Source organism: Kitasatospora papulosa (assembly GCF_000717245.1).
Taxonomy (GTDB): Bacteria; Actinomycetota; Actinomycetes; order Streptomycetales; family Streptomycetaceae; genus Streptomyces; species Streptomyces papulosus.
Map to the genome: position 1 here is coordinate 24,106 of NZ_JNYQ01000016.1, position 22,600 is coordinate 46,705.

Consider the following 22,600-nt stretch of genomic DNA (forward strand, 5'->3'; position numbering starts at 1 on the left):
GAGCCGGTGCGCTGGACCGCGCACCGGCTCCGCGGCGTCAGCGGATGTGACGCCCCGAGATGGCCCGGGAGATGACCAGGCGCTGGATCTCGCTCGTGCCCTCGAAGATCGTGTAGATCTTGGCGTCCCGGTACATCCGCTCCACCGGGTGCTCCCGGCTGTAGCCCGCACCGCCGAGGATCTGCACGGCCTTCTCCGTCGCCGCGACGGCCAGTTCGCCCGCGCGGAGCTTGGACATGGAGCCCTGGCCGGCGTCGAAGGCCCGGTCGTTGCGGGCCATCCAGGCGGCCTGCCAGATCAGCAGGCGCACCGCCTCGATCTCCGTGCGGATGTCGGCGAGGGCGAACGCGATCGACTGGTTCTCGATGATGGGCCTGCCGAACGCCTCGCGCTCCCCGGCGTACTCCAGCGCGTACTCGTACGCCGCCCGGGCGATGCCCAGGGCCTGCGCGCCCACGGTGGGGCGGCTGACCTCGAAGGTCGCCATGGCCGCCTGGCCCTTGGCGGTGCCGCCCTCCCTGGCCCGGGCCAGCCTCCTGTCCAGCTTCTCCTTCCCGCCCAGCAGACAGTGCCCCGGGACGCGTACGTCGTCGAGGAAGACGTCCGCCGTGTGCGAGGCGCGCAGACCGAGCTTCTTGACGGTGCGGCCCGCCTCCAGACCCCTGGTCCCCGGCGGCACGATGAAGGCGGCCTGCCCGCGGGCTCCGAGCGTGGGATCGACCGAGGCGACCACCACATGGATCTCGGCGATCCCGCCGTTCGTGATCCACGCCTTCTGGCCGGCGAGCACCCACTCGTCCCTGGCCTCGTCGTAGCGGGCCCGGGTGGCCATCGCCGAGACGTCGGAGCCGGCCTGGGGCTCGGAGACGCAGAAGGCCGCCACCTTCGGGTCGTCCTCGTCGCCGTAGCACTGCGGGACCCACTCGGCGAGCTGGTCGGGGGTGCCGGAGGCGAAGATCCCGGCGACCGCGAGCGAGGTGCCGAACAGCGCCATGCCGATCCCGGCGTCGCCCCAGAAGAGCTCCTCGTTGGCGATCTGGAGGGAGAGCCCGCTGGGATCGCCGTACATGTCGGCGAGCGACTCGAATCCGTAGAGACCGATCTTCGCGGCCTCCTGGATGACCGGCCACGGGGTCTCCTCCCGGGCGTCCCACTCGGCCGCCGCGGGGCGCACCACCTGGGCGGCGAAGCCGTGCACCCAGTCGCGCAGGTCCTGCTGCTCCTCGGTCAGGGCGAGGGAGAAGTAGCTCATGGACTCAGGCCTTCGGGATGTCGAAGTAACGGGTCAGACCCGAGGCCAGGCCGACGTCGCCGACGACCTTCAGCTTGCGCATCATGAACATGGTCACCGGATTGCCGTTGCCGGAGACCAGCCGGAGGAATTCGGCGTCGCCCATCACCAGGGTCGTCCGGGGCTCGGCGTCGGAGCGGCCCGCGCTCACCACGCAGGCGCCGTCGGCTATGGAGGTCTCGTAGACCTCCTCGCTCTCACCGGTGATCTTCCAACGGATCAGGGCCTTCAGCCGGCCGGCCGCCTCCGGGCGGAACTGCTGCCGCATACGCCCGAACACCTCGCGCAGCACCCGGGCGCGCAGGTCACCGTGCATGACCTCGTCGAGCTGCCTGGCGGACAGGCCCTTGACGATCCGCGCGAAGTCCTCGGGGGAGACGGAGGCGAAGTCGAGCCCGGACAGTTCGTCGGTGAGGTTGCCGCTGCTGTGGTCGGGCACGCCAAATCCTTACTCCAGAGTAAACTTACTTCTGGGTAAGGTAAGGCGGCCGTCGCCGCAGCGCAAGAAGCGTCACCAGGCGCTGTTCGGGCGGACCGCGAGATGCGGGTGATGGGCGGACAGCACCTTGTTGGCCCACGCGAGCTCGGACAGCGCCTGCTCGCGGTCCGCCTGGTCCTCGATGCCGAGCCTCGGCCCCCGGAACCTACGCACCTCACGGGCGGCACAGTCGGCGTCGAACTCCGCCTCCAAAATGTGCGACGGGGTGCAGGCGCCGATCAGCGCGGCGACCCGGTCGGGGATCGGCACGGGGACGAGGAGGTGCGAGGCGGTCATGGGGGGTTCCCTCTCGGATGGTTGGCCAGGAGGTGGTGCTCCGCCACGACCGGTGGGCCGTGGCTCCTCCTTATGTAACGGGACGCAGTTCCTGGTTTCTCGTTGAGAACGTCTCCGTGTCGCAACCGTTTGGGACTGACCGTCTATTTCGCGTTACCTGGCAGTAAGTTGACTTGGTGTACCGCGTGTGATGGGCCCTCAGTTGAGGATCTGGCCGCTGCGGGCACGTAACTGCGTCGCGCGCAGCACGGCTTCGGTGGCGAAACGGCTCTCCGGGTCGGTCAGCTGGGTGCCGAAGATGGCCTCCAGGCTGCGCATCCGGTAGCGGACCGTCTGGGGGTGCACGTCGAGGAGTTCGCCCATCTGCGCGGCGGTGCCCCGGGTGTCGAGCCAGATCCGCAGGGTCTCGATCAGCCTCTCCCGGCGGGTGGCGCTGATGCCGGAGACGGGGGCGAGTTCACGCGTGGCGAGCTGGTCGAGCAGGGCGGGATCGGAGAGGAGCCACAGGGTGATGAGGTGGTCCTCGCACGGGATGAAGGGCGCGTCCTCGATCACTCCCGCGTCCACCAGTTCGAGGACGCGGCGTGCCCAGCGGATCGAGTCCGCGGCGAGCGCCGTCGGCACGGTGAGCCCGATCGCCGCGCCCCCGCCCGGAATCGTCCGGTCGAGCATCTCCCTGCGCGCGTCGTCGAACGCCCCCGGGATCAGCAGGTGCGGCTGCGGGTCGCCGGGATCGATCAGGACGTCGTGGTCCGCGCTGATCCGGTCCAGTCCGGACGGGGGGCGTACGGCGACGAGGGTGACCTGCTCGGGCAGCGCCCATCCCGTCTGCTCGCACAACTCGGCGATGGCGCTGCGGGGTACCGGCCTGCCGGTGAGGATCAGGTGCAGCAGCCGGCGGCGTACCGCCTCGCTCTGCTGGTCGGACTGGGCCTGCACCTCCAGATAGCCCTGGCGGGACAGCGACTCGAGCTCGTCCACGTACGCGAACAGGGCGTCGGCGAAGCTGAGCATCAGCGCGGGCGAGAAGTTGTAGCTCCGGCCCACCTTCTTCGCCCTGCGCAGCGCGACCCGCGCGCCCAGCCGGTACGCGCCCTGCAGCGCGTCCATGGTGCGGCCCTCGTACGCCTCGAACCGGCCGAATCGACGGCACATGTCGTCGCGCAGGACCGTGGGGGAGGTGGGCTCGGCGACCAGGTCGACGAAGGAGGAAAGGCTCTGTTCGACGCCCATGCGGATGGAAGCGCCGTTGGGGCCGTTCAGGAGACGCGCGTATTCCGGATAGGCCCGGGTCACTTCCATGCCTATCTCTTTGATCAGGCTCGGCAGTTCGGGTCGCATGATCGCGGCGAACTCCTGGGGGAGGGGCCCCAGCGGATCTCCGGTGTCCAGCGGCTGGATGAGTCTCGGCATGACGTCCCCTCGCTTTCCTGGGTCCGGCTGGGCGGAGCAGGTGGGGGAAAGCGCTCCCACGGACCGACAGGTGTATACCAACATCGGCGCCGAAGATAGACCAAGTCGGGCGGGGTGCACACCGCCTGGACAAGATCGAAGTGCAAGGGGCACACATCATGGCCCTGTTGTGGCGCTCCCGTGCAGGTCGCGCGCTACATGCTCACTTCCGGACAAAATTTTCGGCCGTGTCTTGCATCGTTCCCCCTGCGGGCCCCCCGGACGAACGACCCTCCCGTCGCGGGGGCGAGGTGTTCCGTGCGCCTCCACCCGTCACCCCCGGGCCTCTGTGCGGGCGGCGGCGACAAGGGCCGGGTCCGGCATCGTGCCGAAGGAAGACATTCCACCGAGATATTGCGCACCAAGTGACAAGTGTGCCGCGCGAATTAGTGACCTGCTGACGAGGAAAAAAACTCACCCGGCCAATCTTGACCCGCAGGATTGTGCTCCAAGTTTCCCGCAAGTAACGTCACGCCCTGTCACAGAACGTGTGTGGCTGAAAGAGCAGCACGGCCCCCCACGCAACGATTCATCGCGGCACTCGCTGCGTCTTTGCAGGAATTCGAGTGCTGTCCCCGCAACAGTGCATCCGCACTGCCGAATCGGAGGAACTCACTGTGCGCAACACCCTCAGAAAGATCGCACTCACGGCTGGTGCCGCCGCGGCCGCCGTCACCCTCGGAGCCACCACCGCCACCGCCGGCGTCGCCGCCCCGACGTGGACGGTCGGCCCCAACTCGCCGGAGACGTTCTCGGCCAGTTCCGGCACCGTCACCCTCTCCCTCAACGGCATCCCGATGACGTGTACGTCCTCCGCGGCGTCGGGCAACCTGGCCAGCGCCTCCGGCACGACGAACGTGCAGGTCGGCACCATCGCTCCGCTGACCTGGAGCAACTGCACCAGCCCCTTCGGCCCGGTGACCCCGACCGCCGACACGTCCACCCCGTGGAAGCTGAACGCGAACACCTACAGCGCCGGTGTCACCAACGGATACATCTCCGGAGTGAAGGCCACGCTGAAGGTCCTCACCTGCACCTTCACGGTGACGGGCAACGTCGTCGCCAAGTACACCAACTCCACCGGTGTGCTGGCGGTCAGCAACAACGCCACCTACAAGCTGACGGTCGCCACCGTCACCGCGGGCTGTGCGGGCATCGCGGCCGTGGGCAACAACCCGACCTACACCGCCAACTACAACGCGGTCACGCCGAGCGGCGGCACCACCAAGCCGACGATCGTCTACACCCCCTGATCCGGAAACGGCTCAGGAGTGAGCAGGGATCGCACGGCGGGAACCGTCCGCCGTGCGATCCCCGTGCCCGACCCTCCTCCGCGCGACGGAGGCGCCGGCCGTGCGGGCCGAGCGTCGTGTGCACCCCTGATCCGGACGGGTACCCACGGGACCTGAGCGAGCAGCACCTCCCGTCGCGGGTCCGTCCGCCGCGCGACAGACGTCCGACCGGTCCGAAAGGGGAGACCGCCAGTGAGAGGCACTCGTACGACGGAAGCACGCAGGCGCACGGCACGCGGTGCCGCAGTGGCCACCGCGGTGCTGCTGGGAGGCATGGTTCCCGGGGCGCGGGCCGCAGCCGGTGTGCAGGACGTCGATACGGCGCTGGCTTACACCTGCCGCCTTCCGGAGGGCGGACAGGAGGTGAAGACCACGGCCAGGATCACCGCGAAACTCCCCGAGGCCGGTCGGGCGGGCCAGACCGTGCAGCCCGAGGAACAAGCCGTGGACCTGACGCTCCCCGAGGACGCGTCGGCCGTGCTCGCCGGCTCCGGAGCGGCGACCGTGAGCGCGCAGACGCGCCTCTCGGTCGATGTGGCCCAGGGCGATCAGCGCGCTCGTACGGAGTGGATCGGGCGGACCGGCGACGCGGTACGGGTGCCCGAGACGGGTGACCTGACGCTGAGTACGTCGGGGAACGTCCCCTACGTGAAGCCCGAGGTGCCCGGCGATCTGGAGTTCGAGGCGGGCGCCCTGTCCGTGGAACTCACCCTGAAGGCGGCCGACGGGGCACCCGCCGAACCGTCCGCCCTCACCTTGAGCTGCTCGCCCGACACCGGGCAGGACGCCCGACTGGCGGTGGTCCCCGTGAGCGCGGGGAGCGGCGAGGCGGAGGCGGATCCCACCCCGGGCGAATCCTGGCCCGAGGACCAGCCGGCGGAGGAGGACGACGAGCTTCCGAAGGTCGGAAAGCCGGCGCGGCAGCCCGCCGCGGCCGACGCACCCCCCTGCGTGGGGGACGCGGCCGACGACCTGAGCATGAACGCCTTCGTCACCGGCTACGCCAACGTGGCGAAGCTCAAGGGGGCGACCAAATTCCCGTTGGCCTGTGCCCGGATCACACAGGGCGAGAGCCGGATCGTGCCCGACGGCGAATTCCTGCACGTGTACCAGGACTCGGCGGTGGACCTCGACTACAAGGGGAAGACGCAGCTCCCCCCGGCTTCCGGCACCTTCCTGACGTTCGGATTCATGCCGACCACCGCGACCCTGGAAATGACTCAGATCCCCCCGGCGACCAACCCCGACGGGACGCGTGTTCCGAACATCAAGTCCGACCTGGCGATCAACATCGCCGAAGGGTCGACCAAGGCCGTCACGACCGTGACCCTCCAGCTGATGCTCAGACTCCATGACGTCGAGGTCAACGGTGTGCCCCTGGACGTGGGTGACAACTGCCGCACCAGCAAGCCCTTCTCGCTGAAGCTGGAGGGGCGCATGACGCTGAAGGACGGGGTCCAGGAGGGGTACACCCTGGTGACCGGCGGTGAGCTGACCGGTTCGGTCACGCTGCCCCCCTTCAGCGGGTGCGGCGCCGACGAGGACCTGGACAACCTCTTCACCGCGTCCCTGTCCGGGGTGCCGGGTTACGTCAAGCAGGTGCAGGGGGCGCCCTGCGCGCCCTCGCAGCACACGCCCGGTGACGGCGGGGTGTGCACGGACGCCCTCGAACCGGTGGACGTGCCCGAAGCGCGCCGTTGACCCGCAGCCGAACCGACCAACCGCACGGAGCACAGCAGATTCTCCCGCCCCGCTCACGAATTGAGGGAACCATGAGACCTGCCTCGAAGACCTGGATCAAGGCCGCCGGCGCGGTCGCCGCGTCCGCCGCACTGGTCATGCCCCTGACTGCCACCCCGGCCGGGGCCGCCACGGCCGCCGCCCAGCTGAACGGCTCCTGGGCTCCGTTCGACCGCTGTCCGGTGGACGCACCCGCCATGCTCGCGACCGACGGTGACGTCGACGTCCCGTTGTGTGTGACGTCCACCTCGCCCAGCGGGACGATCAAGCTGGGCAACGTGACGGCGACGACCGGTTCGACGAACCTGCAGTTCGGTGTCGTCCAGCACCCTGCTGAGGGGACCTACACGGTCGTCCCGCCGGCGGCCGGCTCCATCGTCAGCGGCAAGACCACCATCCCCGGCGGTCTCCTCGGCATCATGTGCCCCAGCAACGTCCCCGTCGTCTCCGCCGTCTGCGGGCAGATCACCAACGCCACGCTGAACAAGGTGACCGCCACGGTCGAGTCGGCCGGTACGCCGACCGAATTCAGCCTGGTCGCCGGCATATCCTCGGGCCCGATCGTCAAGCTGCCCGTCAAGATCCGCCTGGAGAACCCGCTGCTCGGATCCAACTGCTACATCGGAAGCAGCAGCAACCCCGTGCTTCTGCGCCCCGGCAACCTCAGCGCCCCCGGCATCTCCGCCGCCAGGTTCAACGCCGACGGCTCCGAGAACCCTGACGAGGGGTCGATGATCCAGATCGCTCTGTCCGGCGCCGCGCAGGGGGACAGCCAGTTCTCCGTGCCGAAGGCCAGCGGGTGCGGTCTCGGCGGCCTCCTCAGCTGGGCCATCGACCTCAAGGTCGGCCTGCCCGCCGCGGCCGGCTCGAACAACCTCGTCCTGAACGATGCCAAGACCTACACGGCCGGCCTCACGGCCCCCGGTCTGTCCGTGCCCGACGCCGGCAAGGAGCTCGCAGAGGGCTGGCACTCCGCGGTGAAGTAGCGCCGCAGAAGGCCGGTGACACCTCCTGTTCTTGTCACTTGATGCGCCCCGGCCCTCTCCGCCCATGAGCCCGCCCCGACCGCATGCACGCTGGTCGGGGCGGGCTTCGGCATGTCCGGGGCGCCCTCACGGAGCCGGCCGTGACTACCCGAAGGCCCTCACTTTTCGACAGGTTTCGCGCGCCGATTACTCACCAGGGCATAAGAAAACGGGGCTGAGTGATTACCTCGGAGAAAGTTCGTGAAGTGCTATTGCGGACTCAGGTTACTGGCCCGTAACGTCCCGCTTGAGCAGCTCGGAAACACGTCCGTACCTGCTTGTCCGACGTACGTGGAGTGCTGGTCGAGCCCTCTTGGTCCGGGATTCCGCCGGGAGTTCCTCCGGCCCCGGACCTTCATTCGGGGGATGTCCTCCTCTCCCGGGGTCTCGTGGTTCCGGCCCCCCGGGCCGCAGGACCGCGGTGCACCCCGGAAAGATTGCGCAGTTTGCGACAAAGCCGCCGAGCGGGTTTGTCAATCGGTGACAAGTGATCCACACCGAGATCGACATCCGGCGATTTCCGCTGCTCAACGGCTTGTCCTGGCGGATTCGACGGACATACCGTGCGCCTCCTGGTGCACGGGTGACGAGCCGTCCTTGCATGTACCGGAGCCGGAGCGCAGACAGATGACGTCGTTCACCACCACTTCGAGGGAGGGCCGATGGGAATCGAAGTAGTCGTCGAAGGCCTGACGAAATCCTTCGGCAAGCAGAACATCTGGCAGGACGTCAGCCTCACCCTGCCGGCCGGTGAGGTGAGCGTCATGCTCGGACCGTCCGGTACCGGGAAGACCGTTTTCCTGAAGTCCATCATCGGACTGCTGAAGCCGGAAAAGGGCCGTGTGCTCATCAACGGCGTCGACATGGTGAACAGCCCCGAACGGGACATCATGGAGACCCGGAAACTCTTCGGCCTCATGTTCCAGGACGGCGCCCTCTTCGGTTCGATGTCGCTCTTCGACAACATCGCCTTCCCCTTGCGTGAACACACCCGCAAGAAGGAGTCGGAGATCCGGCGCATCGTCATGGAACGGATCGACGTCGTCGGCCTGCTCGGTGCGGAGGGAAAACTTCCGGGTGAGATATCCGGCGGTATGCGCAAGCGGGCCGGCCTGGCCCGCGCCCTCGTCCTGGACCCGCAGATCATCCTCTGCGACGAGCCCGACTCCGGACTCGACCCGGTGCGCACCGCCTACCTCTCGCAACTCCTCATCGATCTCAACGCGCAGATCGACGCGACGATGCTCATCGTCACCCACAACCTCGACATCGCGGCCACCGTCCCGGACAACATGGGCATGCTCTTCTGCCGCAACCTCGTCACCTTCGGCCCCCGTGAGGTGCTGCTCACCAGCGACATGCCGGTGGTCTCCCAGTTCCTCGCCGGACGCCGCGAAGGCCCCATCGGGATGTCGGAGGAGAAGGACGCGGCCACCCTCGCCGCGGAGCAGACGAGCGGCAACGGCTGGGGCCACGCCGCCCCGCGCACCGTCGTACCGCAGCTGGAGCCCTCCCCGGGCATGCCCGTGAGGCAGGCGGCCCTGCGCCGCCGGGAGCGGGTCGTCTCCATGATGGGCCAGCTCCCGGAGGCGGCCCGTACGGCCATCATGAACAGCTACACGCCGACCTTGGGCGGTGGGCGCCGATGACGGCACCGCCGCCCGTACGGCCACCGGCCGAGCCCGCCACGGAGAAGGCCACCGGGACGCCGGGGCGGAAGCCGCCCTCGCGGCTCCTCGCACCCCTCCGCCAGACCGGTCAGCTCTTCGCGCTCGCCCTGGCGGTGGCCCGCGCCATCTTCCGCCGGCCCTTCCAGGTGCGGGAGTTCATCGAGCAGTTCTGGTTCGTCGCGAGCGTGACCATCCTGCCCGCGGCCCTCGTCTCCATCCCCTTCGGCGCGGTCATCGCCCTCCAGGTCGGCTCGCTCACCGAACAGCTCGGCGCCCAGTCCTTCACGGGCGGCGCCAGCGTCCTCGCCGTCATCCAGCAGGCCAGCCCGCTCATCGTGGCCCTGCTGATCGCCGGGGCCGCCGGATCCGCCATCTGCGCGGACCTGGGCTCCCGCAAGATCCGCGAGGAACTGGACGCCATGGAGGTCATGGGCGTCTCGCCCGTCCAGCGCCTCGTCGTCCCACGGGTCCTGGCCACCATGTTCGTCGCGGTCCTGCTCAACGGGCTGGTCTCCGTCGTCGGCACGCTCGGCGGCTACTTCTTCAACGTGATCATGCAGGGCGGAACCCCCGGCGCCTACCTCGCCAGCTTCTCCGCCCTCGCCCAGCTGCCCGACCTCTACGTCGGTGAACTCAAGGCGCTGATCTTCGGCTTCATCGCGGGCATCGTCGCCGCCTACCGAGGGCTGAACCCCCGGGGCGGCCCCAAGGGAGTGGGCGACGCGGTCAACCAGTCCGTGGTCATCACCTTCATGCTGCTGTTCGCGGTGAACATGGTCCTCACGGCGATCTACCTCCAGATCGTCCCCCCGAAGGGGGGCTGAGCGATGTCCGTGCTCGGCTGGCTCGACCGCTCCGGTGAGCAACTCACCTTCTACGTAAGGGCCCTCGTCTGGATACCCCGGACCCTGCGCCGCTACCTCAAGGAGGTGCAGAGGCTGCTCGCCGAGGTCGCCTTCGGCAGCGGCGGCCTCGGAGTCATCGGCGGAACCATCGGCGTGATGATCGCGATGACCCTCGCCACCGGCTCGGTCGTCGGCCTCCAGGGATACGCCGCCCTCGACCAGATCGGCACCTCCGCCTTCACCGGCTTCATCTCCGCCTACTTCAACACCCGGGAGATCGCCCCGCTCGTCGCCGGACTCGCGCTCTCCGCGACCGTCGGCGCGGGCTTCACCGCCCAGCTCGGCGCGATGCGGATCAACGAGGAGGTGGACGCCCTCGAAGCGATGGGTGTGCGCTCCATGCCCTACCTCGTCACCACGCGGATCATCGCCGGCGTCGTCGCCATCATCCCGCTATACGCGATCGGGCTGCTCTCCTCCTACCTGGCGTCCCGCTGGATCACCGTCCTGTTCAACGGGCAGTCGGCGGGCACCTACGACCACTACTTCAATCTCTTCCTCTCCCCGGACGACGTGCTGCTGTCGGTGCTGAAGGTGCTGATCTTCAGCGTGCTGGTGATCCTCGCCCACTGCTACTACGGCTTCCACGCCACCGGCGGACCCGCCGGGGTGGGTGTGGCCGTGGGGCGGTCGGTGCGCAACGCCATCGTGCTCATCAGCGTCACCGACTTCTTCCTCTCGCTCGCCATCTGGGGCGCGACGACAACGGTGAAGGTGGCCGGCTGATGACCTCCTCCACGGCGCAGACGGTGCGCCGCAGACTCGCCGGCGTGGCCTTCGTGCTCGTGCCCGCCGTCCTCGTATGGGTGTCGGTCTCGGTGTACGAGAAGGACTTCACCGACGACGCCACCGTGACCGTACGCACCGGCAGCGTCGGCAACGAGATGCACGACAACGCCGAGGTGAAACTGCGCGGCGTGGTGATCGGCGAGGTGCGCCACATCGCGTCCGACGGCGACGGGGCACGGCTCACCCTCGCCATCCGGCCGGACCGGCTCGGGCAGATCCCGGCCGACGTCACCGCGCAGATGCTGCCCACCACCCTCTTCGGAGAACGCTTCGTCGCCCTCGTGCCGCCCGCCGTCCCCTCCGCGGAGACACTCCGGGCCGGGGCGGTGATCCCGCAGGACCGCTCCAGCAACGCCATCGAGCTGGAGGAGGTCCTCGACAACGTCCTGCCGATGCTGACCGCGGTCAAGCCGGAGAAGCTCGCCGCCACCCTCAACGCCGTGTCCCAGGCGCTCGAAGGACGCGGCGACAAGCTGGGCGACACGCTGGTCACCCTCGACGCGCACCTGAAGGAGTTCAACCCCCAGCTCCCCACGCTCAACGCGGACATCAAGGAGCTCGTCAAGGTCAGCCACCTCTACGCGGACGCGGCACCGGACGTCCTGGACGCGCTCACCGACTTCACCACCACCAGCGGCACGATCGCCGAACAGCAGGCGGAACTCGCGGACCTGTACGGATCCACCACCGCCTCCGCCGACGACGTCACCGCCTTCCTGCGGAAGAACAAGGACAACCTCATCCGTCTCTCCGCCTCCGGCCGCCCCACCCTGGAGCTCCTCGCTGAGTACTCCGACGCCTTCCCCTGCACCCTGCGGACCATGGCCGGGTTCGTCCCCGCCATGGACAAGGCGCTCGGCAAGGGCACCGACGCGCCGGGGCTCCACGTCTCCGTCGAGGCGGTGGAGTCCAAGGGCAAGTACGTCGCCGGCCAGGACACCCCGGTCTACGACGCGACCGGCGGCCCGCACTGCTACTCCGTGCCCTACACCGGCAGAACCGTCCCGACGGCCGACGCGCGCAGGGCATCCGCAGCGACCCACGGCGCCGGAGGCACGGAAGCCGCGGACGGCGCGGACGCGGTGGAGGCACCCGACGCCGGCAGCGGGCTCGGCATGCCGAACTCCCCCGAGGAGAGCCGCCTCGTCAACGAACTCGTCGCACCCTCACTCAAGGTCCAGCCGCAGTCCCTGCCCGACTGGAGCAGCGTGCTCATCGGTCCGGCGTTCCGCGGTGCGGAGGTGAAGCTCAAGTGAAGCGCCGCTCCCTCGCGGGACCGCTCGTCAAGTCCCTCGTCTTCGTCGTGGTGACCGCGCTGGCCACCACCGTCCTCGCCCTGTCCATCGCCGACACCGGCATCGGCGACACCACCTCGTACAAGGCGAGGTTCACCGACGCCACCGGACTGGTCGTCGGCGACAGCGTCAGGATCGCGGGCGTCAAGGTCGGTCAGGTCGAGTCCATCGAGGTCGCCGACCGGCGGGAGGCCGAGGTCGGCTTCGCCGTGCGCAAGGGCCGCAGACTCCCGGCCTCGGTGACCGCGTCGATCAAGTACCTCAACATGGTCGGCCAGCGCTACATCGACCTCGACCAGGGTGTCGGGGCCGTGGGGGCGACCTTCAGGTCCGGGGCGACGATCCCGCTCTCGCGCACCACCCCCGCGCTCGACCTCACCCAGCTCTTCAACGGCTTCCAGCCGCTCTTCGAAGGGCTCTCCCCGCCGGACGTCAACCAGCTCGCCGGCTCCATCGTGCAGGTCCTCCAGGGGGAGGGCGGCACCGTCGACAGCATCCTCTCCCACGTGGGATCGCTGACCGGCACCGTCGCGGCCAAGGACAAGGTGATCGGCGAGGTGATCAAGAACCTCAACACGGTTCTCAAGACCGTCAACGACCGCGAGGCGGGCTTCGACGACCTCGTCGTCACCCTCGAGAAACTCGTCAAGGGCTTCTCCGGCGACCGCAAGCCGCTCGGCGACGCCGTCACCGCGATGGGCGCCCTCACCACCGTCACCGCGGACCTGCTCCAGGACGGACGCGCCCCCCTGAAGAAGGACATCGCGCAGCTCGGACGGCTCAGCGGAGAGCTCGACGAGGGCGCCCCGCAGATCGAGAACTTCCTGCGGAGGACTCCCGCCAAGATGGAGGCCATCACCCGCCTCACCTCGTACGGATCCTGGCTCAACCTCTACCTGTGCGAGGCGAAGGTCACCGGGGTGACCACCGAGGACGGCAGCGCGCCGCCCACCGGCATCACGATCGGCGGATCGAGGTGCACGGGATGAGGATCAAGCCCGTACGGGAACGCAACCCCGTCGCCCTGGGGGTCATCGGCCTCGTCGTCCTGGCCCTCGTGGGCCTCGCCGCCTACCGGGCCGACGCTCTCCCGTTCATCGGCAGAGGCACCACCTACAGCGCCGACTTCACCGAGTCGGCCGGACTCGACGCCGGGGACGAGGTCCGCATCGCCGGGGTGAAGGTCGGAGAGGTCACCGGCGTCTCCCTCGACGGGGCGAAGGTGAAGGTCGACTTCAAGGTGAAGGACGCCTGGATCGGCGACTCCTCCACCGTCGGTATCGCCGTCAAGACCCTCCTGGGCGAGAAGTACCTCGCGGTCGACCCGCTCGGCGACGCGCCGCAGGACCCCGACTCCCGCATCGCGTCGAGCCGGACGACCTCCCCGTACGACGTCACCCAGGCGTTCGACGGACTCGGCGAGACCATCGACGAGATCGACACGGCACAGCTCGCCCAGAGCTTCGAGACCATCTCGGACACCTTCAAGGACTCGCCGCCCGACGTGCGCAGCGCCGCTGAAGGCCTCTCCGCGCTGTCCAGGACCGTCTCCGAGCGTGACGCGCAGCTCGCCACCCTCCTCAGGGGCAGCAGGCAGCTCACGAAGACGCTCGCCACGAAGAAGAGCAGCTTCGAGACGCTGCTGGAGGACGGCAACCTGCTCCTCGGCGAGATCCAGGCCCGCCGCGACTCCATCCACCTGCTCCTCACCGGTACCCGTGACCTGGGCACCCAGCTCACCGGTCTGGTCACCGACAACGACAAGCAGCTGAAACCCACCCTCGACTCCCTGGGACGGGTCACCACCGTCCTGGTGAAGAACCGCAAGAGCCTCGACAAGGTGCTCTCCATGGCCGGCACCTACAACCGGCTCGTCGGCAACACCCTCGGCAACGGGCGGTGGTTCGACAACTACGTCTGCGGAGTCGTCCCGAAGACCTACCTGCCGAAGGACACTCCTCCGGCGAACGACTGCATGCCGCCGAAGCAGGGGGGCCGCTGACATGCGACGCATCCGCATCATCGGCATCGGCGCCGGACTCGCGGTCGTGGCCGTGGCCGTCGGCTCGGGCGTGAGCGCCCTGGACCAGGACGGCACCACCGTCACCGCCTACTTCGACCGGGCCACCGGCGTGTACCCCGGGTCCGATCTGCGGATCCTCGGGGTGAAGGTGGGCACCGTCGAATCGGTGACACCGCGCGGCGAGGAGGTCCGCGTCACCCTGCGGCTCGACAAGGACGTCGACGTGCCCGCGGACGCCCACGCCGTCGTCGTCGCCCCCAGCCTCGTGGCCGACCGGTACGTCCAGCTCGCCCCGGCCTACACCGGGGGAGCGCGGCTGGAGGGCGGAGCCGTCCTCCCCGCGGCGAACAACGCCACGCCCATCGAGGTGGACCAGCTCTACGAGTCGATCACGGAGATTTCCACGGCGCTCGGCCCCGACGGGGCCAACGCCGACGGTGCGCTCGCCGGACTCCTGGAGACAGGCTCCAAGAACCTCAAGGGCAACGGCGAGGCCATCGGAGACTCAATCGAACAGTTCGGAAAGGCCACGAAGACGCTCGACAAGTCCAGTGGCAACCTCTTCGACACGCTGTCCTACCTGCAGACCTTCACCACCATGCTGAAGGAGAAGGACGGCGACGTACGCGCCGCGGAGCAGCAGCTCAACACCGTCACCGGCTTCCTCGCCGACGACAAGGAGAACCTCAGCGCGGCCCTGAAGGAACTGGGCACCGCACTCGGCCAGGTGAAGACCTTCATCCAGAAGAACCGGGGCGCGCTCAAGAAGAACGTGGACCTCCTCGTCCCGCTCACCCAAACGCTCGTCGACCAGCGTGCCTCGCTCGCCGAGTCGCTCGACACGCTGCCGCTCGCGGCGGGCAACGTGCTCAACGCCTACGACCCGGCGAACCGGACCCTCGACGGGCGCACGAACCTCAACGAGCTGTCCATGGGCGGCCCGCTCACCGAACCCGTGGCCGGGAACGCCGGCCTCCAGGGGCTCGCCCCGGTGGACACGACCCGGCAGAAGGCCCTGCCCGTCCTGCCGCTACCCGCCGTCGGCACCGTCTACGGCACCCCCGAGGACACCGGGACCGAGAAGAAGACCGGTGCGGGCGAGAAGAAGGAGGCGGACCGATGACCCCCGACCTGCGCAGACCCGGCACCCGCGCGGTCGCGGGCCTCGGAGCCCTGGTGGCCGCCGGCGTCTGCTTCGCACTCGTCGCCACCACCACCGGACTGCCGTCGTTCTCGGGCATCGACCAGATGCCACTGCCCGGTGGAGCCGACCTCGGCGACCACCCGTACGAGATCACCGCCGAGTTCGGGGACGTCCTCAGCCTCGCCCCGCAGTCCTCCGTCAAGGTCAACGACGTGGCCGTGGGCCGGGTCACCAAGATCTCCCTCACCCCGGGCAGCTGGACCGCCAAGGTGACCATGCGCGTCAACGGGAAGATCAGGATGCCCGCCAACGCCTACGCCCACCTCGAACAGTCCAGCCTCCTCGGCGAGAAGTACGTCCAGCTCTCACCGCCCGCCGACGGCACGGCGAAGGGCTCGCTGTCCGACGGCGACCGCATCCCGCTCGTCCGCACCAACCGCAACCCCGAGGTCGAAGAGGTCTTCGGCGCCCTGTCCATGCTGCTCAACGGCGGCGGCATCGCCCAGCTCAAGACCATCACCACCGAGCTCAACAAGGCGCTCGCCGGCCAGGAACCCCAGATCCGCTCGATGCTGAGCCGCGTCGACACCCTGGTCACCGACCTGGACACCCACAAGGAGGACATCACCGACGCACTCGACGGCGTCAACCGGCTCGCCGCCACACTCGCCACCCGCAAACAGGACGTGGGAACCGTGCTCACCGGCCTCAGCCCGGGCCTGAAGGTGCTGGAGAAGCAGCGCGGATCACTGCTCACCATGCTGCGCTCGCTCGACACGCTCTCCACCGTCGCCGTCGACACGGTCAACAGGAGCAAGGCGGACATGATCGCCGACCTCAAGGCCCTCGCCCCCACCCTGAAGGCCCTCGCCGACTCGGGGAAGGACCTCCCCGACTCCCTGCAGGTGCTGCTCACCTATCCGTTCACGGACGAGGTGCTGCGCGGGGTGAAGGGCGACTACCTGAACGTCTACCTGGACGTCACCGCCGTGCCCGGCACGCAGATCATCCCCGCACTCACCCCGCCGGCGGCCGGCACCGCTCAGAAGTCCGGATCGGCGCTGCCCCTGCCGCTCCCGTCGGTCACCGCATCCGGCACGGAGGGCACCTCCTGATGATCACCCTCGCCACCCGTCTCAAGAACATCGCCTTCCTGGTCATCGCGGTCCTCGTCCTCGGCTACCTGGGCGCCCGCTACGCCGACCTCGGCCACTACGTCGGCCTGCGCGGCTACTACACGGTGAAGATCCAACTGCCGCAGACGGGTGGCCTCTTCACCCATTCCAACGTCACCTACCGCGGTGTCTCGGTCGGCCGGGTCGGTCCGATCGAGCTCACCGACGAGGGAGTCGAGGCGGAGCTGCGCATCGAGAACGACGCACCGCGCATCCCCGACAGTCTGGAAGCCGTCGTCGCCAGCCTCTCCGCGGTCGGCGAGCAGTACGTCGACCTGCGGCCCACCCGCAAGGACGGTCCGTTCCTGGAGAACGGCTCGGTCATCGACCAGGCCGACACCACCGTCCCCGCGCCGGTCACCGACGTCCTCACCAGCGTCAACGACCTCACCGCCTCCGTCGACACCGAGGACCTGCGCACGGTGGTCGAGGAGTTCGGCGCCGCGTTCGAGGGACGCGGGGACGACCTCCAGGTGCTGCTGGACACCGGCGGCGAGTTCGTCGAGGCCGCCGACCAGGCCCTGCCGACCACCACCAAGCTGATGACGGACGGCGAGACCGTGCTGCGCACCCAGGCCGAACAGGGCGAGGCGCTCAAGGGATTCGCCTCGGGTGCCGAGGAACTCGCCGCCGAACTCAAGGGTTCCGACACCGACCTGCGCCGGCTGATCGCGGCGGCGCCCGGTGCCACCGCCCAGATCAGCGGGCTCCTGAGGGACCTCGAACCCGGCTTCGGAGTCGTCGTCGCCAACCTCCTCACCACCTCGGAGGTCGCCGTCACCCGGCAACGGGGGCTGGAGGAACTGCTGGTGAAGGTACCCGCGGTCGCCGCGGCCGGGGCGAGCATCATCGACGAGGACGGCGCCGCCCGGTTCGGGATGGCCGTCACCTTCTTCGAGCCCCTGCCCTGCACCTCCGGATACGGCGCCACCACCTACCGCCCCGGCAAGGACCTCTCGGCGGCACCGCCGGTGAACACCAAGGCCCGCTGCGCCTCCTCGCCCGGCAGCGGCATCAACGTACGCGGCAGCGGCAACGCCCCCGACGGCGGCGGAGTGCCGACGCCGGCGAAGCCCGGCTCGCTGATCGCCGGTACGGAGGGTTCCGGACTTCCCGGCGCCCTCGGCGCCCCGGGGGACACCCCACGTCCGGCCGGCGGTATGGCCGGACTGCTCGGCCTGGGAGGCGGCGCGTGAACGCCCGTACCAGGAGCCTGGGCGGATGGGCCGTCATGCTCGCGGCCGCGCTGGTCTGCGCACTCGGAGGCTGGTCCTACACACAGGCACGCGGCGACGACACCCTGGCCTACGCCAAGGCACGTGACGCGGCGACCGCCGACGGCAGGAGCCGGCTCGCGCGGCTGAACAGCATGGACGGCACCAGCGCGGCGAGTGTGAAGTCAGGGCTCACGGCCTGGCTCGCCGCCTCCACGGGCCCGCTGCGCACACAGCTGGAGCGCACCCGGAAGAAGGACACCGCCGAGCTCGCCGAAGCCGGGGCGACCGCGCGCGGCAAGGTCACCGACGCCGCCCTCACGGCGCTCGACGTACGCGCCGGCACAGCGGTGCTGATCGCCACCGTGGACGTCGCCGTCACCCCCCGCACCGGCAAGGGCGGAACCGAGCGCAAACGCTTCGAGGCGACCCTGGCCCGGACCGGCGACGGCTGGAAGATCAAGGCACTGGACGCGATACCGGTCGGGAGCGGCGGATGACACAGTCCGGAGGGACCACGGTCCAGGACACCTCCTCGAAGCCGGAACGGGAGCCGGAGCGCGAGCCGGGGACGGCGACGCGGACCGGCACCGAGGAGGGCGGTACCGGTACGCCCCGCGCTGCCTGGCGCCGTGTTCTCGCGGCCACCCTGGCCGTCGCCCTGCTGGCCGCCGGGGCCGTCCTCTTCGTCCAGGGGCGGCACCTGCGCGATACCCCGGCGACCTCGAACCGGGCGCTGACCGACACCGCCGGGACCAACCGGGTCGTGGGCGACGTCAGCAGCGCCCTGGGCAAGGTCTTCACGTACAACCCCCGGAGCACCGCGGCCACCAAGGAATCGGCGAAGCGGCTGCTGGCGGGCAAGGCCCTGCAGCAGTACGCGGCCCTGTTCGGCCAGGTCGAGAAGCAGGCGGCCGACCAGAAGCTCACGCTCACCTCGCAGGCCGTACGCGCCGGGGTCACCCGGCTCGGCACCCGCAGCGCCCGCCTGCTCGTCTTCCTCGACCAGGTCTCCGAGCGCGAGGGCAAGGCAGCCACCACGGCGGCCGCGCAGCTCTCGGTGACGGCGGAACTGCGTGGCGACCGCTGGATCATCGTCGACATCACCTCCAGGTAGGGGAGAGGCACCAATGGCACGGGTACGGACGACGAGGAATCCGCTGGTGGTGGCAGCGATCGTGCTGGCGGTCGCGGCGGCCGGCGCGGCGGGCTGGGGCGGCTGGGAGCGTTACGAGGCGACGCACGACGACGCGGCGGCCTACGCGGGGGCCCGCGACGAGGCGCTGGCCGCGGGGGAGCAGGCCGTGCAGAACATGAACACGCTCGACCACGCGAAGGTGGAGCAGGGGCTCGACAGCTGGGAGGAGTCGACCACCGGCGACCTGCACAAGCAACTCGTCGACGGGAGGGACGCGTTCGTCGAGCAGATCGAGGCCGCCAGGACCGTCAGCACCGCCGAGATCCTGTCGGGCGCGGTGACGGAGCTCGACGACCGGGCCGGCAAGGCGGGGGTGATGGTGGCCCTCAGGGTCACCGTGACGGCCCCGGAGGGCAAGCCCGCGGTCAAGGAGAGCCGGATGCTGGGCCAACTCACCCGCACCTCCGAGGGGTGGAAGCTCAGCGCCCTCGGCCAGGCCCCGGTCGGCAACACAGCCGGCTGAACCCCGCCCGACCGAAGCCCTTCGAGAGGACCACCGACATGTCGACGACCCGACACCTCGTCAACCGCCGTCGCAGGCTCGCCACCGTCACCGCGACGAACGCACCGGCGCGCACATCCTCGGCCCCGGAACCGGCCACCGGGGCGGCCGAGGCGGCCGAGGCGGCGGGGCCCTCCGAGGCCCACGAGCCTCCTGAGGACCCCGAGGGCGATGCCGACCCCGATGCGCAGGCCGACGGCGAGGCCTCCGACGAGGCGGCCGGGGACGTACGCCCCCCTCGCCGGATTCCCCGCCTCCGCATCCGGCTCCCCGCCGTGCTCTGCGCGGCCACCGTGCTGCTCGGCGCCTTCGCGGCCTGGGCGTTCAGCTCCGCGGCGACGCTCCGGGAGGACCCCACGCGGCAGAACACCGCGCTCACCGACATCAGCCGGACGAGCGAGGTCAAGGGCCAGATCTCCGAGGCCGTGGGCGCCGTCTTCTCGTACACGTACGCGTCGCCGGGCAAGTCGGACCTGGCCGCGCAGAAGTACCTGACCGGCAAGGCCGTCCAGCAGCACAAGGACATGCTCGCCGAGGTACGCGCCCAGGCGCCGAAGCAGAAGCTGGTGCTCACCACGACCGTCACCGAGAGCGGCGTCGAACTGCTCGACGGCGACCGGGCCCGGCTGCTGGTCTTCGCCGACCAGAGCAACACCCGTACGGGCAAGGAGGAGGAGACCACCTACGCGGCGGCCATGTTCGCCGTGGACGCCGTGCGTCGCGGTGACACCTGGCGGATCGCCGCCATCGACACCTTCGCGCGATGACCCAGGAGAGGGAGGACACATGAGGTTCAACGGAACGATGCGCCGCGGACTCACCGGGACGGCCACCGCCGTGGCCGCCATGGCGGCGCTCACCGCGTCCCAGGCCCCCGGGCTCGTGGGCGGCACCGGCGACGACATGAAGAACGTGGCGGCGGACGACGTCGTGTGGACCGAGGTGCCGAACGACGACAGCTACCACACCGAGCTTCCGCCCCTGCGGTCACCGGAGCCGCCCAGGAGTCCGCACAGCGGGAAGAAGCCCGGCCCCGCGGTCGTGCAGAGCTGGGCCGAGGCGGGCATCCCCACCACCGTCCTGGCCGCCTACCGGGCCGCGGCGAGCGCCCTCGGCCGGAGCGACCCCGGATGCAACCTCCCCTGGCAACTGCTCGCCGCGATCGGGAAGGTGGAGTCCGGCCACGCGAGCGGCGGGCGGGTGGACGCCGCCGGAACCACGCTCACCCCGATCCTCGGCCCCGTCCTCGACGGAGCCGGCTTCGCGAACATCCCCGACACGGACGGCGGTGCGTACGACGGCGACACCCGCTACGACCGTGCCGTCGGGCCCATGCAGTTCATCCCCTCGACCTGGGCGCACTGGGGCAGGGACGGCAACGGCGACGGACGCAAGGACCCCGGCAACATCGCCGACGCGGCCCTCGCCGCAGGCCACTACCTCTGCGCGGGGACCCGCGACCTGTCCGCACGGGCGGACCTGGACCGGGCGGTCCTCAGCTACAACCACTCCGACACCTATCTGCGCACGGTCCTGTCCTGGCTGGAGTTCTACCGCAAGGGCACCCACGCCGTCCCCGACGGCAAGGGCGTCGTCCCGAAGAGCCCCGGAGCGGGCAGCACCCACACGCCGAAGGCCCCGGTCGGAGGCCCCGGCAGCCCGAGCGACCCCGGCAAGGGCGGCGGCGGCATCGTCGTCGGCCCGCAGCCCGGCGGCACCCCGCGGCCGTCCACCTCACCCACCGTCACGCCCACCCCCACGCCGACGGACTCCGGCAGCCCCGGCCCCGGCGGGACCCCGAGCCCCGGCCCGACGGACAGCGGCCCCACCGGGCCCACCCCGACACCGGACCCCACCACGACGCCCGACCCGACCACCACTCCGGATCCGACCACGACGCCCGACCCGACCACGACTCCCGACCCGGAGCCCACGCCGTCGGACTCCGGCTGCCCCACCACCCCCGCCGGGCCGCCCGACCCGGCGGCTCCCACCGGTGAGGCCGAGCCCTGCCCCACCCCCACCGCCTGACGGGTCAGCGGGTGCTCAGCACCTCGGCCAGGTCGTAGCGCACCACTTCCTCCAGCTGCGCGTACGTGCAGCCGGAGGGGGTGCGATCCGGCCGCCACCGGCGGAACTGGGTGGTGTGGCGGAAGCGGTCACCCTCCATGTGGTCGTACGCCACCTCGCAGACCCGCTCGGGCGCGAGCGCCACCCAGGACAGGTCCTTCTTGCCCGACCAGCGGCTCGGAGCGCCCGGCAGCCGTGAACCCTCGTGCGCCGCCGCGTCCGCCCAGGCGGCCCACGGATGTTCCGCCGGCTCGATGCGCAACGGATCCAGCTCGTCGACCAGTTCGGCGCGCCGCTTCATCGAGAAGGCGGCGCACACCCCCACGTGCTGCAGGGCGCCCCCGGAGTCGTACAGCCCGAGCAGCAGCGAGCCCACCACGGGGCCGCTCTTGTGGAAGCGGTAGCCCGCCACCACGCAGTCCGCGGTCCGTTCGTGCTTGATCTTGTACATGACGCGGGCGTCCGGCCGGTACGGCAGATCGAGCGGTTTGGCGACCACTCCGTCGAGCCCCGCCCCCTCGTACCGCTCGAACCACTCCCGCGCGAGGGCCGGATCCGTGGTGGAGGGGGCGAGATGGACGGGCGCCGAGGCCTCCGCCAGCGCCTCCTCCAGGATCCTGCGCCGCTCGGTCTGCGGAGCGGCCAGCAGGGACGTGTCGTCCAGGGCGAGGACATCGAAGGCGACGAAGCTCGCCGGGGTCCGTTCGGCGAGCGTCCGGACCCGGGAGTCGGCCGGATGGATGCGCTCGCTCAGCCGGTCGAAGTCCAGCCGCCCGTCGTACGGCAGGACGATCTCACCGTCGATCACACAGCGCCGGGGAAGGTTCTCCAGCAGGGCTGTGACCACCTCGGGGAAGTAGCGGGTCAGGGGCTTGCCCGTCCGGCTGCCGATCACCACCTCGTCGCCGTCACGGTGCACGATCGCCCGGAACCCGTCCCACTTCGCCTCGTACTGCATCCCGGGGGGAATCGCGGACACGGACTTGGCGAGCATCGGCTTCACGGGAGGCATCACCGGCAGGTCCATGGTCCCGATTCTC

The 22,600-nt window shown here is 70.0% G+C and carries 22 protein-coding genes; 17 read left to right on the plus strand and 5 right to left on the minus strand.

Annotated elements, in window-relative coordinates:
* Window positions 1-37: 37 nt before the first annotated feature.
* The 4 genes from IA22_RS0129390 to IA22_RS0129405 form a co-directional block, all read right to left on the minus strand.
* Window positions 38-1,252 (minus strand): acyl-CoA dehydrogenase family protein, encoded by a 1,215-nt coding sequence (locus tag IA22_RS0129390; protein ID WP_014152855.1) that lies wholly within the window; start codon window positions 1,250-1,252, stop codon window positions 38-40.
* A 4-nt stretch (window positions 1,253-1,256) separates the two neighbouring features.
* The gene (locus tag IA22_RS0129395; protein WP_014152854.1) at window positions 1,257-1,730 is read right to left on the minus strand and encodes an SCP2 sterol-binding domain-containing protein; all 474 of its coding nucleotides are present in this window, start codon (window positions 1,728-1,730) and stop codon (window positions 1,257-1,259) included.
* Window positions 1,731-1,802: 72 nt separating this feature from the next.
* Entirely contained in the window at window positions 1,803-2,066 is a 264-nt protein-coding gene (locus IA22_RS0129400; RefSeq protein ID WP_014152853.1) for a hypothetical protein, read from the minus strand.
* A 198-nt stretch (window positions 2,067-2,264) separates the two neighbouring features.
* Window positions 2,265-3,479: a PucR-like N-terminal domain-containing protein gene (locus IA22_RS0129405; RefSeq protein WP_014152852.1), complete on the minus strand. Its 1,215-nt coding sequence runs from the start codon at window positions 3,477-3,479 to the stop codon at window positions 2,265-2,267.
* Between the two features lie 656 nt (window positions 3,480-4,135).
* Here IA22_RS0129405 and IA22_RS0129410 point away from each other — a divergent pair.
* The 17 genes from IA22_RS0129410 to IA22_RS0129490 all read left to right on the plus strand — a co-directional run bounded on the left by IA22_RS0129410 (window position 4,136) and on the right by IA22_RS0129490 (window position 21,521).
* Window positions 4,136-4,771: a hypothetical protein gene (locus IA22_RS0129410; RefSeq protein ID WP_014152851.1), complete on the plus strand. Its 636-nt coding sequence runs from the start codon at window positions 4,136-4,138 to the stop codon at window positions 4,769-4,771.
* Between the two features lie 231 nt (window positions 4,772-5,002).
* Window positions 5,003-6,511 (plus strand): DUF6801 domain-containing protein, encoded by a 1,509-nt coding sequence (locus tag IA22_RS0129415; protein ID WP_030125344.1) that lies wholly within the window; start codon window positions 5,003-5,005, stop codon window positions 6,509-6,511.
* Between the two features lie 71 nt (window positions 6,512-6,582).
* The gene (locus IA22_RS0129420; RefSeq protein ID WP_014152849.1) at window positions 6,583-7,536 is read left to right on the plus strand and encodes a hypothetical protein; all 954 of its coding nucleotides are present in this window, start codon (window positions 6,583-6,585) and stop codon (window positions 7,534-7,536) included.
* 701 nt (window positions 7,537-8,237) lie between these two features.
* Window positions 8,238-9,224: an ABC transporter ATP-binding protein gene (locus IA22_RS0129425; RefSeq protein WP_014152848.1), complete on the plus strand. Its 987-nt coding sequence runs from the start codon at window positions 8,238-8,240 to the stop codon at window positions 9,222-9,224.
* A complete protein-coding gene (locus IA22_RS0129430; protein ID WP_014152847.1) occupies window positions 9,221-10,069 on the plus strand; it encodes an MlaE family ABC transporter permease in 849 nt (282 codons plus the stop codon). The genes IA22_RS0129425 and IA22_RS0129430 overlap by 4 nt, the downstream gene beginning before the upstream one ends.
* A 3-nt stretch (window positions 10,070-10,072) precedes the next feature.
* Window positions 10,073-10,876: an MlaE family ABC transporter permease gene (locus IA22_RS0129435; RefSeq protein WP_014152846.1), complete on the plus strand. Its 804-nt coding sequence runs from the start codon at window positions 10,073-10,075 to the stop codon at window positions 10,874-10,876.
* Entirely contained in the window at window positions 10,876-12,195 is a 1,320-nt protein-coding gene (locus IA22_RS0129440; RefSeq protein ID WP_014152845.1) for an MCE family protein, read from the plus strand. The genes IA22_RS0129435 and IA22_RS0129440 overlap by 1 nt, the downstream gene beginning before the upstream one ends.
* Complete coding sequence (locus IA22_RS0129445; protein ID WP_014152844.1) at window positions 12,192-13,223, plus strand: MCE family protein; 1,032 nt, start codon at window positions 12,192-12,194, stop codon at window positions 13,221-13,223. The genes IA22_RS0129440 and IA22_RS0129445 overlap by 4 nt, the downstream gene beginning before the upstream one ends.
* Window positions 13,220-14,236 carry an MCE family protein gene (locus tag IA22_RS0129450; protein ID WP_014152843.1) on the plus strand — a complete coding sequence of 339 codons (1,017 nt, stop codon included), beginning with the start codon at window positions 13,220-13,222 and terminating at the stop codon, window positions 14,234-14,236. Before IA22_RS0129445 ends, IA22_RS0129450 begins: the two co-directional genes overlap by 4 nt.
* Window position 14,237: 1 nt before the next feature.
* Window positions 14,238-15,380: an MCE family protein gene (locus IA22_RS0129455; RefSeq protein WP_014152842.1), complete on the plus strand. Its 1,143-nt coding sequence runs from the start codon at window positions 14,238-14,240 to the stop codon at window positions 15,378-15,380.
* Window positions 15,377-16,516 (plus strand): MCE family protein, encoded by a 1,140-nt coding sequence (locus tag IA22_RS0129460; protein ID WP_014152841.1) that lies wholly within the window; start codon window positions 15,377-15,379, stop codon window positions 16,514-16,516. Before IA22_RS0129455 ends, IA22_RS0129460 begins: the two co-directional genes overlap by 4 nt.
* A complete protein-coding gene (locus IA22_RS0129465; protein WP_014152840.1) occupies window positions 16,516-17,772 on the plus strand; it encodes an MCE family protein in 1,257 nt (418 codons plus the stop codon). The genes IA22_RS0129460 and IA22_RS0129465 overlap by 1 nt, the downstream gene beginning before the upstream one ends.
* Entirely contained in the window at window positions 17,769-18,290 is a 522-nt protein-coding gene (locus tag IA22_RS0129470) for a hypothetical protein (RefSeq protein ID WP_030125345.1), read from the plus strand. The genes IA22_RS0129465 and IA22_RS0129470 overlap by 4 nt, the downstream gene beginning before the upstream one ends.
* A complete protein-coding gene (locus IA22_RS0129475) occupies window positions 18,287-18,907 on the plus strand; it encodes a hypothetical protein (RefSeq protein WP_030125346.1) in 621 nt (206 codons plus the stop codon). Before IA22_RS0129470 ends, IA22_RS0129475 begins: the two co-directional genes overlap by 4 nt.
* 13 nt (window positions 18,908-18,920) lie before the next feature.
* Window positions 18,921-19,451, plus strand: a complete 531-nt coding sequence (locus IA22_RS0129480) for a nuclear transport factor 2 family protein (protein WP_014152837.1) — start codon at window positions 18,921-18,923, stop codon at window positions 19,449-19,451.
* A gap of 38 nt (window positions 19,452-19,489) precedes the next feature.
* Window positions 19,490-20,257, plus strand: a complete 768-nt coding sequence (locus IA22_RS0129485) for a hypothetical protein (RefSeq protein WP_030125348.1) — start codon at window positions 19,490-19,492, stop codon at window positions 20,255-20,257.
* 19 nt (window positions 20,258-20,276) lie between these two features.
* Entirely contained in the window at window positions 20,277-21,521 is a 1,245-nt protein-coding gene (locus IA22_RS0129490) for a lytic transglycosylase domain-containing protein (protein ID WP_030125349.1), read from the plus strand.
* A gap of 4 nt (window positions 21,522-21,525) precedes the next feature.
* Here the strand turns inward: IA22_RS0129490 and IA22_RS0129495 are convergent, their stop codons facing one another.
* Entirely contained in the window at window positions 21,526-22,587 is a 1,062-nt protein-coding gene (locus tag IA22_RS0129495) for an ATP-dependent DNA ligase (protein WP_030125350.1), read from the minus strand.
* Between the last annotated feature and the right edge of the window lie 13 nt (window positions 22,588-22,600).